The sequence below is a fragment of the Nitrobacter winogradskyi genome (genome assembly GCF_006539545.1).
GTDB classification, from domain to species: domain Bacteria; phylum Pseudomonadota; class Alphaproteobacteria; order Rhizobiales; family Xanthobacteraceae; genus Nitrobacter; species Nitrobacter winogradskyi_A.
The window spans coordinates 26,891-41,200 of sequence record NZ_BJNF01000040.1; the positions used below are offsets into that span (position 1 = coordinate 26,891).

The following is a 14,310-nucleotide window of genomic DNA, read 5'->3' on the forward strand; positions in this document are numbered from 1 at the left end:
GACCCTTTGCCGCAAACGCGCAACTCCGCTCCCCGGTTCCCAATCCACGGACGCCCACCGATTCACCCCCTGACATCATGGCTTTAGTGATTTGAACAAACTTCCACCGAGCGACGTCAAATCAGGACTGTCGGGCAGAATATTCAAACCCGCCTTTGTGATGCCGGTCACGGTAATGGTGTCGCAGGTCATGCATAGAGAATGCTAGGCTGACGGCCCATCGCGTGGCGGACTTATAGTGATAAAGGGAGATAATCATGTTGATTCAGAGGATTTCCGGGAAAAGCCTGGCAGCAGCCATCCTGGCGGCCGGCCTGATGGCGATCGCGGCGCCGCAGGGCGTCTCGGCTGAGGACCTTTCCGCCCAGCAGATCATCGACGGGCTAAAAGTCTCGAAAACGCGAAGCCTGAGCGCGTCACCACGGCCGACGCTTGATCCGAACGATCTCAACTTCGTCCAAAAGGTCCGCGGCAAGACGCGCTCGCTGTCCATGGGCGACCGCAGTCAACTGGCGGAGATTGCCGCCAAGCGCCCGAAGATCGATCTGGACATCAATTTCGATTTCGATTCCGCCGCCGTGACCTCGCGTACTGAACCGCAGTTGCACAGCCTTGGGAAGGCGCTGACCAGCGACGAACTGGCAGGCTCCGTCATCATGCTCGGCGGGCACACCGACGGCAAGGGATCCGACACCTACAATCAGATCCTCTCCGAACGCCGGGCTGAAGCCGTGAAACGCTTCCTTGTCGAGACGTACAAGATTCCAGCGGCGAATCTGGTCGCGGCCGGATACGGAAAAGAGGGATACAAAAACCCCGCGGACCCGCTCGCTGCTGAAAACCGTCGCGTCGAGGTCGTCAACATGGCCACCAAGGACCAGGCCGCGAATAGCCAGTGAATGAGCCGCAGACAGGCGCATCGGAGCTGTCCCATGCGCCTGCCATCGGGCGTTGACGCAGCCCGCGCGGTGGATCGCGGGTGGGCCGCTCTGGCGCCATTGACAGGCGCTGCGCCGCCTGTTTGAAAAGACGGATCGTGTAAGATAGGGTCGCCACGGCGCAGGCTGAACGGCATCCGCATTGGGACTGTTGCCTTGGGACTGTTGCCTTGGGACCGTTGCCTTGGAACTGTCGTCGCATGAACATTCGGGTCGCGGTGATGGCGGTGTTGACGCTGACCATGGTGCTCGCGATGGCGCCGGTCGCATCAGCCGCGACGGACGGCAGCGCGCGGGTCGCGCTCGTGATCGGCAACGCCGTCTATCCGGACAGTGAAGCGCCGCTCAAGGAGCCGATCAACGATGCCCGCGATGTCGCCGCCGAACTCAAGCGCAACGGGTTCGACGTCGAAACCGGAGAGAACCTGACCGGCGACGCCATGCGCCTCGCGCTCAAGCGCCTGTACACCCGCATCAAGCCCGGCAGCGTCGCGCTGATCTTCTTCAGCGGATACGGCATCCAGTCCGGACGCCAAAGCTATCTGATCCCGGTCGACGCACAACTGTGGACCGAAGCGGACGTGCGCCGCGACGGCTTCAGCCTCGAGACCATCCTGGGTGAGATCAATAATCGCGGCGCCGGAGTCAAGATCGCGCTGCTCGACGCCTCCCGCCGCAATCCGTTCGAGCGCCGCTTCCGCAGCTTTTCGGCCGGTCTGGCGCCAGTGATCGCACCGAGCGGATCGCTGGTGATGTATTCCGCCGCGCTGAGTTCGGTGGTGGGTGATGTGAGCGCCGATCACAGCCTGTTCGTAAGCGAATTGCTGAAGGAGATCCGGGTTCCCGGCCTGACAGCCGAGCAAACGCTGAATCGCACCCGCGTCGGCGTGACGCGCGCCTCGCGCGCCGAGCAGGTGCCGTGGATTTCATCGTCCCTGGCGGAGGATTTTTACTTTATTCCGGGTCAGGAAAGTCAGGCTGACGCCGCCGCGACGCTATCAATGCCGCCCCGTCCGCAAACCGAGGCTCCATCTGCGCCCGCTGCGCCGCCTGCGTCCGCATCTGCCCCGCCCGCATCGGCTTCGCCCGCACCCGCGCCGTCCACGACGCCCTCCGCATCGACGACGCCCGATCCGGCGCAGACGCCTGCTCCATCACAGACACCTGCCGTCGCGTCCGCGCCTCCGGAGCCCGTCCCCTCGCCGACCCAGGTTCCGGAACCTGCGGCGGAGCCTCGGCCGCAAGCCCGGGATAACGAAAAGACCGAGCTCGCCCTGGCGGAGGATCCAACGATCAAGTCGCTGACGGCCAGAATCGCCGCCAAGACAGATGACGCCAGCGCGCTGTATCGGCGTGGGCAGGTCTATGCCAGCAAAGGCGCCTACGCGCTCGCCATCAAGGACTTCGATGCGACGATCCGGCTGAATCCGAAAGACGTTGAGGCCTACAACAATCGCTGCTGGGTCCGGACCGTGACCGGCGAGTTGCAGGCTGCGCGGCGAGATTGCGACGAGGCCCTCAGGCTGAGGTCGAATTTCGTGGATGCGCTGGATAGCCGCGGCCTGCTCAATCTGAAAAGCGGCGCGAACAAAAAGGCGATCGCGGACTTCGACGCGGCGCTCAAGATCAACCCCAGGCTGACCTCCTCGCTCTACGGACGAGGACTTGCCAGGCAGCGCAGCGGCGCCGTCGCTGAGGGTAGCCTCGACATCGCCAACGCCAAGGCAATGGATCCCGACATCGCGAAGGAGTTTGCCGATTACGGCGTGCGTTGACGTCATGGACCACACTGCGTGATTTGCCACCGGTTTGTTTTGCGATTGCGGATGCACCTCATAAGTCTCCGCATCAGAGCGCGCGGCCCGTTTCAATGTGAGAATTGCAGAGTGAGGCGACTTTCGGATACTGGATTTGGGCCGAGGTGCACGCGTAAGCTCGCCTCCGGCCTGTTTTTTTGTGTGGCGGTGGCGACGCTAGGCATCATGAACCCTTCGCTCGCCGCCGATGACGCCGAGCCATCCGGGGGCGCCCTCGTGACGGTCGTCCGCGCCACCAATGCCTGCTTTTCCGAAATGGTTCGTGTGACCGGCTTCGTTGTCGCGCGCCAGGAAGCGGTGGCCGGCCCCGACTCGGAAGGATCGCTTGTCACCGACGTGCTCGTTCGCGAAGGCGACACCGTCGCGCTGAATCAGGAGCTCGCCCGGCTGACGCCCCCGCCAGGCGGCAAATCGGGATCGACCCTGCGCGCGCCCGCTGCTGGCCTCGTCACCCAGGTCCGTACCGTCGTCGGAGCGCCCGCCTCGCCACAGGCCGGACCGATGTTTCGGATCGCCGTCAACAATGAGGTCGAACTGGATGCCGAGGTGCCTTCGATCCATGTGCTCAAGCTCAACCCGGGCGCGAGCGCGCGCGTCAGTCGCGAGGACGGTTCCGATCTGGTGGGGCGCGTCCGGCTGGTCTCGCCCGAGATCGATCGCAAGACCCAGATGGGCCATGTCCGGCTGTCCCTGAGCGCGGATCCGGGCTTGAGGATCGGCATGTTCGCCCGCGCCAGCATCGACGCCAAGCGCAGTTGCGGCGTGGCGATTCCCCGCTCCGCGATCGACCACCTGACGATTCAGGTGGTGAATGGAGATATCGTGGAGAAGCGGCGCGTCCGCATCGGATTGACCTCCGACACCGCCGTCGAAATCCTCGAAGGACTGAAAGCCGGAGAAACCGTCGTGGCCGACGCCGGCACCTCGCTGCATGACGGCGACCGGGTCAAGGCCATATTCACAGATGACCTCGATCGATCGCGAGCACATTGATGGCCTCCAATATTTCCGCCTGGTCGATCCGGAATCCGCTTCCGTCCGTCCTCTTCTCGATCATTCTGCTGATTCTGGGCTGGGTCAGCTTCACCAACCTCGCGGTCACGCGGCTGCCGAGCGCGGATATCCCGGTGATCTCGGTGGCGGTCTCGCAGTTCGGCGCCGCGCCAGCCGAACTTGAAGCCCAGGTCACCAAGACCATCGAGGATGGCGTTTCGGGCGTCGAGGGCGTCAGGCATATCTCGTCCTCGATCACCGACGGGCTGTCGTTGACCACCATCCAGTTCGCGCTGGAGACCAATACCGATCGTGCGCTGAACGACGTCAAGGACGCCGTGACGCGGGTCCGCGCCAATCTCCCGCAGAACGTCAACGAACCGCTGATCCAGCGCGTCGACGTCATCGGATTGCCGATCGTCACCTATGCCGCGATATCGCCCGGCAAAACGCCTGAACAACTGTCCTATTTCGTCGACGACGTGGTCAAGCGGACATTGCAGGGCGTGCGCGGCGTCGCCCAGGTCGAGCGTATCGGCGGCGTCGAGCGCGAAATCCTGGTGTCGCTCGATCCGGACCGGTTGCAGGCTGTCGGGCTGACGGCGGTCGATGTCAGCCAGCGGCTGCGCGGCATCAACGTCGATGTCGCCGGCGGGCGGGCGGAGATCGGACAGAACGATCAGGCCATCCGGACCCTTGCCGGCGCCAAGACCCTTAACGAACTGGCGGGCACGATGATTTCCCTGCCGGGCGGCAGTGAAATCCGGCTCGACGATCTCGGAACGGTGACCGATACCATCGCCGACCGCCGGACCTTCGCCCGCTTCAACGGCGAACCGGTGGTCGCGCTTGGCATCAAACGCTCCAAGGGAGCGAGCGATGTCGTGGTGGCGGAGGCGGTGCAGGAGCGGATCAACGCTCTCAAAGAGCAGTATCCCGACGTCGACCTGAAGCTCATCGACACCTCCGTCGAGTTCACCAAAGGCAATTACGAGGCGGCGATCTCGACGCTTTTCGAAGGCGCGACCCTCGCCGTCATCATCGTTTTCCTGTTCCTGCGCGATATCCGCGCCACCATCATCGCCGCGATCTCGCTGCCGCTGTCGATTTTTCCCGCCTTCTGGGCGATGGACATTCTCGGCTTCTCGCTGAACCTGGTCAGCTTCCTGGCCATCACGCTCTCGACCGGCATCCTTGTCGACGACGCCATCGTCGAGATCGAGAACATCGTGCGCCACATGCGGATGGGCAAGTCACCCTACCGCGCCGCGCTGGAAGCCGCGGACGAGATCGGCCTTGCCGTGATCGCGATCAGTCTCACCATCATCGCGATCTTCGCGCCGGCAAGCTTCATGTCGGGCATCGCGGGGCAGTTCTTCAAGCAGTTCGGCATCACCGTATCGGTGCAGGTGTTCTTCTCGCTGCTGGCCGCGCGTTTGGTGACGCCCGTGCTTGCCGCTTACTTCATGAAGGATCATCCGCATGAGGCTCCGCCGCCGGGGCGCGTGCTGCGCGCCTATACCAGGCTCGTGACCTGGTCGGTGCGGCATTACATCATCACCGTTCTGATCGGATTCGCTGTCTTTGCCGCCTCGATCTGGAGCATCAAGCTGCTGCCGCAGGGCTTCCTGCCGGCGCAGGACACCGCGCGCTCGCTGCTGGCGATCGAGCTGCCGCCCGGATCACAGCTCGCCCATACCGAAAAGGTCACGGAAGGCATCGCGGCGCGATTGCGCAAACGGCCGGAGGTGACGAGCGTCTTCGTCGACGGCGGACGGGTGCCGCCCGGACTTCAGGAGGTGCGCCGCGCGTCCCTGATCATCAACTATACCCCCAAGCAGGACCGCGGCATCACCCAGCGCGAGCTTGAACTCTCGATCGGACAGGAGCTCGAAAGCGTTCCCGACGTTCGTTACTGGTTCCTCGACGAGAATGGCTTGCGCGCGGTTGCGCTGGTGGTGACCGGGCCCGACATCGGCATCGTCAGCAATGTCGCGAACGAACTGGCGACGCAGATGAAACGCATCCCGCTGATCGCCAACGTCACGCCGGAGACATCGCTCGACCGTCCCGAACTGCGCATCCGGCCGCGGGCTGATCTGGCCGCGCGCCTCGGCGTTTCGACCGAGCAGCTCTCGCAAACCATCCGCGTGGCGACGATCGGCGACGTCGGCCCCGCGCTGGCGAAGTTCGACGCCGGCGACCGCCAGGTTCCGATCCGCGTGCAACTCGAAGACGGCGCACGCGCCGACCTGAAGGTGCTGGAGCAGATGCGGGTGCCGATCGGCGGCGGCCGCGGCCATGTCCCGCTTTCCGTCGTTGCCGACATCAGATTGGATCAAGGCCCCACCAGCATCAACCGCTACGACCGCGAGCGGCAGGCGACCGTCGCGGCCGACCTCGTCGGAACGGCCGCGCTCGGCGATGCGACCGACATGATCAACGATCTGCCGGTGATGAAGAGCTTGCCGAAGGGCGTGCGGGTCAATCCGTCGGGCGACGCCGAAAGCCTGAACGAACTGTCCGCGGGATTCGCGACAGCGATCACCGCCGGACTGATGATGGTTTATGCGGTTCTGGTGCTGCTGTTCGGCACGTTCCTGCAACCGATCACCATCCTGTTCTCGCTGCCGCTCTCGATAGGCGGTGCGATCATGGCGCTGCTGCTCACCGGCAAGCAGCTCACGACTCCGGTCTGGATCGGCATCCTGATGCTGATGGGCATCGTCACCAAGAACGCCATCATGCTGGTCGAGTTCGCCATCGAATCGATCCGCGAAGGCCGCGCACGGGAAGAGGCGATGATCGACGCCGGCATGAAGCGCGCGCGCCCGATCGTCATGACCACCGTCGCGATGGTCGCAGGCATGATGCCGAGTGCGCTTGCATTCGGCGCCGGCGGTGAATTCCGCTCGCCGATGGCGCTCGCGGTGATCGGCGGGCTGTTGTTTTCGACGATACTGTCGCTGGTGTTCGTGCCGGCGATGTTCCTGCTGATGGATGATGTCGGCAAGTTCATCTGGCGTCACGGCAAACGGGTGTTGACCTCGGGCGCGGAGATCGCCCAGCCGGAAACGGCCGAACACAAAAAGCCAACGAGCGCCGTACCGCTTCCCGGCGCCGAATAAGCGCTGGAGACTGTCACCGCTTCATGGAAGCGATGAAATTCTCTATCTTTATATTTTAACACGTTTTCTTCATGCGAACCGGGTTCCATCCCAGAGCGGGATGAGGAAAAGCGTGTAGCGGTTTCCGCCCGCCTCACGCGTCTCAAAACACTGGGAATCGAAAGCCGAGGACATGCTTCGTTCGAAAACGCTGTAGCTAGAGCATCGGACCCGAAAGTGGGAACCGGTTTCGGATAAATCCGATGCTCAATCAATTAACTGGAACGGCGGCGGTGATTCCATTTGACCGGCCGCCGCTCTAAGGGTTGCGCGCCACGGCGTTCAGCCGGCCGATGTTCTTGAGCAGGATGCGGCCACGTTGAAGATCGAGAATACCGTCCTTGCGCCATTGCTGGAGCTGGCGATTGACGCTTTCACGCGCCGCGCCGACGTAAACGCCGAGCTGCTCCTGCGAAATATGAACCTCCGAGCCATAATCCTCGGCCAGCGCGCACAGCCGGCGCGCCATCCGAACCGGCAGCGGCTGCAGCACCGACTCCTCCATGCGCTCGCTGATCCAGCGGATGCGCTGGCATAACAGTTCGATCAGGCGGATGGCGATCCGCGGCTCCCGCTCAAGGAACGCCAGAAGATCGCCCCGACGCAGCACGAACAGCTCGGCCGGCTCACCCGCCACCGCGTCAGCAGTGCGGGACCGACCGTCCAGCACCGCGATTTCGCCGAACAGGTCTCCCGGACCCTGAAAGTTCAGGGTCAACCGGCCGCCGTCGGAATCGCCGGTCTCGATGCGGACCTGACCACGGCGGACGCCATAGAGCGCATCGCCGTCGTCACCCTTCTGAAACAGGACCTCGCCGGCATTGACCTGCACGGTGTGACAGAGCGCCGCCATGCGTTGCAGGTCATCGGGGTCAAGATCCGAAAACAACGGATTCATCTTGAGAATAACCGCGAATTCCGACTGCCTGCTCATCGCCTTCATCCTGAGACCAACAGCCGGACGAGGTCATCAGGCCTTGGTTGGCGCGCCTGACCGGGTCTCGCCGGCAGGTGCCGAACGCCACATTTTTCAATGCGCCCGATCGAAAATCGAGCAAAGTGTGTCATAGGCTCGTATTCCGCAGAAGTGGATACCGGTTTTGCGATAAGAATATGCGCAAGTTTTTGATTAAGAGCATTTTCTTCACGCGAACCGGATTCCACTTAGCCGGAGAATGCTCTGACGGTCGGCAACCCTAAGGACGCGCTATTCCAAGATGGCACGAGCATTGAAAATCGCAGGCGCCGTCGCAGCCAGCCTGGTCGCGATCGTCATCGTGCTTCTCGTCACCGGAGTTCCTTCCCGTTTCGTCACCTCGCTGGTGCAGGACCGGATCGAACGCGACACCGGATACCGGATCGCGATCAATGGCACGACCGGAATTGAGCTATGGCCCTCGCCCGGATTCACTCTGCATCATGTGACGTTTGATCGTCCGGCGAACGCCGCGACGGATGCTCAGCTCGCCGTGGGGGAAGTTCGCGCCACTCTCGCGCTTGCGAGCCTGCTGTCGGGGACCTTGAGGATCTCCGAATTGGCGATCGACCATCCGACGCTGCGGGCGCCGCTGCTTCGTGAACGCACTGGCGGCGGCGTGCCGTCCGGGCCGGACCGCTCCGAAGAGACAGCGGAAGACGATACGGCGTTCCCGATCGGAAGGGTAACGGTTTCCAACGGCGCGATCGTTTTCTTCGATCCGCAAACCGGGTGGGAGGACCGCATCGATGACGTGAACACCAGCGTGACGCTTGGCGCTGACCGGCGAATCAACATCACGGGCGACGCGCGCCCCGGCGGCCGCTCGCTGACATTCGCCATCGCAGCGATACCGCCCGCGGGTCCGCTCGGGCGCCGGAATATCCCGACCGAGCTGACGCTTGAGGTTTCCGGTGCGCCAACCCGTCAACTGACCGCCAGGGCCGAAGTCCGGATCAACAGGCAGACGCTTCTTATCAATGGCCTGTCCGGATCGCTCGACGACGGCAAGTTCAACGGCTGGGCATCTGTCGATCTTGCGAGCAAGCCGCTGGTGAAGGTCGATCTCGATTTTCAGAAGCTCGACCTGAGCGCAGCACCGGGCGAGCCTTCGGCACCACGCTCCGGCACGCAGTCATGGAGCAACACGCCGATCGATGTCGGCGGGCTCAACTATGTCGATGCGCAGGGGACGATTTCAGCCGCGGAACTGACGATCGGCCGGGCGCGCTTTGCGCCGGCCCAGATCGAGGCCGCCATCGCCAGAGGCGTGTTGAAGGCTTCCGTTCCGAACCTCGGCGTCTATGACGGGCGAGCCAATGGCAGCCTGTCGATCGATGCGTCCTCGAATAACCCGTCCTACGCGCTCAAGGCCGAGGTGACCGGCGTTCGCGCGCTGCCGCTGTTGTCGAGTCTCGCCGATTTCGACAATATCGATGGCAGGATGCGGGCGACAGCCGATGTCCGGGGCGCCGGCGCCAGCTTGCGGGCGATCATGTCGAGCCTTGCGGGGACGGCTTCGATCGACGTCCGCGACGGGGCGATCCGCAATCTCAACATTGCGAAAATGATCCGCGCGTTGACGTCCGGCACCCTGTCGGGATGGCAGGAGCGTCCCGACCAGACCACCGACCTGTCGCAACTCAGCGCCACCGCGACCATAGCGAAAGGGCAGGCGACCACGAACGACCTGTTTCTCACCGGCCCGCTTGTGAGGATGACCGGCGCGGGCTCCCTCGATCTCGGCGCGAAGATGCTGGCGCTCCGGGTCGAGCCGAAACTCGTCCTGAGCACCGAGGGCCAGGGAGGGCGCGCCGATCCGATCGGCCTCGGCATTCCGGTCGCCGTGCAGGGATCGTGGAGCCAGCCGCGCATCTATCCTGATGTCGCCGGCATTCTCGACGATCCCGGCGCGGCTTACGCAAAGCTCAGGGAATGGGGACAGGGATTGTTCGGCCGCAGCGGAATCGGCAACTCCGACTCGTCCGTTCCTCACATCGGAGAGACCCTTGACACCTTGATCCGGCAAGGTCTCGGCGCGGGGGCCAATCCCGCTCCTGCGGAACCACCTGCCACGGGCAAGCCTTCCGAAGGACCACCGCGCCGGGAGGCTCCTTCCCCGGACAAACCGCCACCCATCGATGGGATCATAAAGCAGCTGTTAGGGCGTTAGAGCGTTTTCAAGCGAAGTGGACACCGGTTCGCGTGAAGAAAACGCGTCAAATCAAAATCATAGAGCCTAGCTTCTGATTCCATCAGAAGCGGAAAGGCTCTAGAGCATGATCCGATCAAGCTGAAGCGGACCATACTCCAAAATGCTCTTCGCAACAGCGGGCCGGGCCCGCAAGAGCCTTACCACATCGTCTGCCGGGCTCGTTCGAGCCAGGCTTTGTCATATTCCTCGCCGCCGACCCGATCCTTGCTCATCTCGGCGAGAATTTCACCGGGTGTCGGCAAGCTCTTGAGGTCGACATGCCTGGAGGGATCCCAGAGATGGGATCGGATGATCGCCCGCGCGCACTGGAAGTAGATCTCCTGCACGGTCATCACGATGACCGAACGGGGCGTTTTGCCCTCGACCCCGAACGATGCCAGCAGTTCGGGGTCGGCCGACACCAGCGCGCGGCCGTTGACGCGCAGGGTGGTGCCGGATCCCGGAATCAGAAACAGCAGCGCGGCCCTTGGATCGCGGATGAGATTGCGCAGCGAATCGATGCGGTTATTGCCGCGCCGATCCGGTAGTATCAACGTGAGATCGTCCTGAACGCGAACGAAGCCGGGCAGATCGCCGCGCGGCGAGCAGTCGAGCCCTTCCTCGCCGCAGGTCGCCAGTATCGCGAACGGAGAGCTTTCGATCAGCGCGCGATAGGCCGGCGTGATCCGGTAGGCTACCTTGATCGTCGCCGCCTCGCCGGGCTGGCCATAAATAGCCTCGAGCTGCTCGATCGTCTCGATGGCGGTCACCACGATTTCATCTCCTTGCGTCGGCATCTTCCGCCGTTGATGGTCCCGGACGGGTTATCATCCTATACAGCTAGAGCGTTTTCGAGCGAAGTGGACACCGGTTCGCGTGAAGAAAACGCGTCAAATCAAAATCATAGAGCGCGCGTCTGTGGAAACTATGGGCCCCGGAGGCCCCGGCTCCAGGAGATTGAAGCAAACGTCCGGGGTCGCCCCGCTATTATACCGCCCGCTGCATCGCCTTGCGCGCCAGGGCCAGCCCCATCAGGACGAAGGCGGAGGTCACTTCCGGGCCGCCCACCACGATGCGGGTCGGCGTTTTCATCTTGTTCCATTCGTAAGCCCTGAAGGGACCGCGCCGCCCGCCTTCGCCGGCGTGAGCGACGATGCAGTTCAGCGCGGGCGTGAAAGCCGCCCTGTCCGCGCCGAGATGGCCGAGGGCGATGAGCGCCAGCGCCGCGTCGAACGCGTTCATCTCGGCGGCGATCAGCGTGTCCTGCACGTAGCCAAGGATGCGGCCGCGCATGTAGCCGAAACTGTCGTCGGGATCGATCGCCCGCCGCGTGGCGGAGGGCAGCATCGCAAATGCCGCGTAACAGCGTCCGAAATAGGCGCAATAAAGCTCGGGCAGATAGTAGATATGGGACCTTGGATCGGTGAACGCGCCGCTCTCGACCAGACGTCTCTGGAAGCGGATGATTCGCTGCACCGTTTGCAGGCGCTGCGGCGTCTGGAGGACGCGCCACCGCGAACAGTTGCGGAAGCTGACCTCGAGAACATCGAGGTTGAGGGTGGGATCGAGATCGTTGCCGTAAGGACGATCGCCCGCGAGATTGTCGATCCAGGTGACGATGCCGCCGTCGTAATCGATGTTGTCGTTCAGCGGCACGGTGACGAGCGGCTCGTTGGCGCCACCGCCGACCTGATAGCCAGCGTAGAAATCGAGCAGCGGTTGATCGAGGATCGGATCATTCGAGCCGGCTTGCGTCGCGGCCGAAAACGAACAGGCCGTGGTGTCGCAGTCCGGAACGTAAATGCCGAAGCCGAGATCCTGCTTGATATGCGTGAAAAACCGGTTGAACCGCGGATGGGGATTGGGCGCCAGCGCCGTGATCACGCTGACCCGGCTCCTGTCTCGCGAGAGCACATCCTCGCGGCTGGTTTTCAGGCAGAAATCGACCATCTCACTGCTCGCGAGACGGATCGCATCGGTTTCCGCCGGCGTGGCAAGGCCGGTTTCGGCAAAACCCAGCAGCGCTTCGATGAAGAATGCGTCGTAATAGGCGGAGCGATGACGGATCTGCACCGGCTCCCACATCGGTTCGGCGATGCCGCGCCATGGCGGGTTGATCACCTCGCGCGCCGGCGACCGCGCGATGAAGACCCGCGCCAGATTGAAGAGCAGCGTCGAATTCTTGTAGCCGCGGGCGTCGAGGCCGGTGAGTGCGGCGAGAAAATCCCGGCCGCGCAGATCGGGATCGCCGATCAGGTTGAACGCCGCGAAGGTGGGGATGAACCCGTTGTTTCGGAACGATTGAAGCAGATGCGCGCCGCAGGTCCGGATCACGCGCTCGATATCAGCAAGACTCGGCTCCGGCCCGGAGCAGGACGTTGCGACGGGCCGGGGATGGTGCAAAGTCACCGTATCCAGCAACGCCGCCACCGGCCGGCCGATCGCGGCCCAGTCCGGCGTCTCTTCATCCCGCGCCTGCCGCAGCGCATCCTGCAGCTCCTGAAAGCGGGTCTTATCCCGTAGTTCCGGCAGGCCGGCGCGCCGCAACAGCGGGCGCAGCGCCGGGTTCGCCAGCGCGGTCCTGTAGAATTTGGCCAGATGACCGTCGCCGCCCTGATGGCGCAACAGTACGGGATCGCACACCTCATAGAGTGTCGGGCCGTCCTTACGGTTCGTCAGCGCGCGGTAGACAGCGCCGGCTAGATGGCGAGCAGTCATGATTTCTTTCCGCGCCATCGCGCATGTTATTTCTTTTCGCCCGCGCCATCGCGCGTGTTCCGGCGTTTCACCCAACGCTTGGCCAGCCAAGCCGTTGAGACGTATACGATTATAGCGTTTTCAAGCGAAGTGGATACCGGTTCGCGTGAAGAAAACGTGTCGAAAACAGCAATCCGGAGCATCGCTTCTGATTGAATCAGAAGCGATGAAGGTTCCCCGGTAAAGACCAATGTGAATGTGAAAGTCACCGCGTCGACCTGAGCCGGCCACCGACTCAATGACACGACTCCCTTCTCCGTAATTTCGCACCTCTTTCAGAGACCGCGCCGGGTTCCCGTGCATACGCTTAACCAATTGTGTTTCCGATAAATAAAGGTTTCATGTTGCTCATTGGACCATCAGCGGTGCAAAATCGTCTTTATGCTGCGGTGCCGCAAAACCAGCGCATTTGACCGCGACAAGCGGGCGCTCTCTCAAACCAAACGGACGATGGCGCAACTCATGTTGCGCTCTCGGACCGGACCAGGAATCGATCAGGATGACGTTGGGTCAGTTTCGCGTTTCCCACCGGTCGGTCATGTTAGCCGCTGTCCTCGTCGGGATGGTCTCGCTGGCGATCGGGGCCCATGCGGCCCTCAACAAGCGCAGTCTGGAGGTCGCGAAGGCCCTGGACGCCGAGGACACGACCGGCAGCATCGCGGTCAAGCGTGCGCGGGTCGCGCTGGTCATCGGCAATGGGCACTATCCCGATGCAAACCGGCCGTTGAAGCAGTCCATCAACGATGCTCGGGCATTCGCAGCGGTTCTGCGGCGCGACGGCTTTGACGTCATCATGGTCGAGGACGCCGACAAGGAGGATATGCATCGCGCGGTCCGCCGGCTTCAATCAAAGATCGGTCCGGATACGACGGCGCTACTGTTCTTCAGCGGTTTCGGCATTCAGTCGGACCGCGAGAGCTACATGATCCCGGTCGACGCGCGGATCTGGAGGGAAGCCGACGTTCGGCGCGACGGACTCTCCATCGAAACCGTTCTCCGGGCGATGAAGGAGCGCGCCGCCAAGGTCAAGCTCGCCGTGATCGACGCCTCGCGGCGCAACCCGTATGAGCGGCGCTTTCGCTCCTACTCACACGGTCTTGCGCCGATCAACGTGCCGGATAACGCGCTGATCCTGTCATCGGCGACGCCGGGACGGGTCGTCGATGAGTCAGGCGGACAATACAGCCCGTTGATGGTTGAACTGCTCAAGAGTTTGGGTCAGCCGGACAGGAATGCCGAAACTGTTTTCAGCAGGACGCGCACCGCGGTTTCGCGTGCGAGCGAAGGGAAGCAGGTCCCGACCGTGTCGTCCTCGCTGGTTCAGGATGTGCCCTTCAAGCCTGATGCGGCGGTAGCCTCGCGCAAGGATGCGGCAGCTATCAATTAGAGCATGATCCCGACCCCAAGGGCCGCGCCAGCGCAAAGTGGAAACCGGTTTCCACTTCACTTGAAAATGCTCTAGAGCGGC

Annotated in this window: 9 protein-coding genes; 6 read left to right on the forward strand and 3 right to left on the reverse strand. The window is 63.0% G+C overall.

What is annotated here, in order from left to right; all coding sequences use genetic code 11:
- Positions 1-257: 257 nt before the first annotated feature.
- From NWI01_RS08290 to NWI01_RS08305, 4 genes are all read left to right on the forward strand, one after another.
- Positions 258-899, forward strand: a complete 642-nt coding sequence (locus NWI01_RS08290) for an OmpA family protein (protein WP_141383404.1) — start codon at positions 258-260, stop codon at positions 897-899.
- Between the two features lie 239 nt (positions 900-1,138).
- Positions 1,139-2,713 carry a caspase family protein gene (locus tag NWI01_RS08295; RefSeq protein WP_141383405.1) on the forward strand — a complete coding sequence of 525 codons (1,575 nt, stop codon included), beginning with the start codon at positions 1,139-1,141 and terminating at the stop codon, positions 2,711-2,713.
- A 207-nt stretch (positions 2,714-2,920) separates the two neighbouring features.
- Positions 2,921-3,748: an efflux RND transporter periplasmic adaptor subunit gene (locus NWI01_RS08300; protein ID WP_244613693.1), complete on the forward strand. Its 828-nt coding sequence runs from the start codon at positions 2,921-2,923 to the stop codon at positions 3,746-3,748.
- Complete coding sequence (locus NWI01_RS08305; RefSeq protein WP_141383407.1) at positions 3,748-6,876, forward strand: efflux RND transporter permease subunit; 3,129 nt, start codon at positions 3,748-3,750, stop codon at positions 6,874-6,876. Before NWI01_RS08300 ends, NWI01_RS08305 begins: the two co-directional genes overlap by 1 nt.
- 298 nt (positions 6,877-7,174) lie before the next feature.
- Here the strand turns inward: NWI01_RS08305 and NWI01_RS08310 are convergent, their stop codons facing one another.
- Positions 7,175-7,849: a Crp/Fnr family transcriptional regulator gene (locus NWI01_RS08310; protein ID WP_141383408.1), complete on the reverse strand. Its 675-nt coding sequence runs from the start codon at positions 7,847-7,849 to the stop codon at positions 7,175-7,177.
- A 283-nt stretch (positions 7,850-8,132) separates the two neighbouring features.
- Here NWI01_RS08310 and NWI01_RS08315 point away from each other — a divergent pair, with 283 nt between their 5' ends.
- A complete protein-coding gene (locus NWI01_RS08315; protein ID WP_141383409.1) occupies positions 8,133-10,064 on the forward strand; it encodes an AsmA family protein in 1,932 nt (643 codons plus the stop codon).
- A 179-nt stretch (positions 10,065-10,243) separates the two neighbouring features.
- Here the strand turns inward: NWI01_RS08315 and NWI01_RS08320 are convergent, their stop codons facing one another.
- Both NWI01_RS08320 and NWI01_RS08325 read right to left on the reverse strand, forming a co-directional pair.
- Positions 10,244-10,855, reverse strand: coding sequence for a pyridoxamine 5'-phosphate oxidase family protein (locus NWI01_RS08320; protein WP_181410414.1), 612 nt, complete (start codon positions 10,853-10,855; stop codon positions 10,244-10,246).
- A gap of 217 nt (positions 10,856-11,072) precedes the next feature.
- Entirely contained in the window at positions 11,073-12,803 is a 1,731-nt protein-coding gene (locus NWI01_RS08325) for a hypothetical protein (RefSeq protein WP_141383410.1), read from the reverse strand.
- A gap of 538 nt (positions 12,804-13,341) precedes the next feature.
- On the opposite strand from NWI01_RS08325, the gene NWI01_RS08330 reads away from it, so the two are divergent.
- Complete coding sequence (locus NWI01_RS08330) at positions 13,342-14,229, forward strand: caspase family protein (RefSeq protein ID WP_141383411.1); 888 nt, start codon at positions 13,342-13,344, stop codon at positions 14,227-14,229.
- Positions 14,230-14,310: the final 81 nt, after the last annotated feature.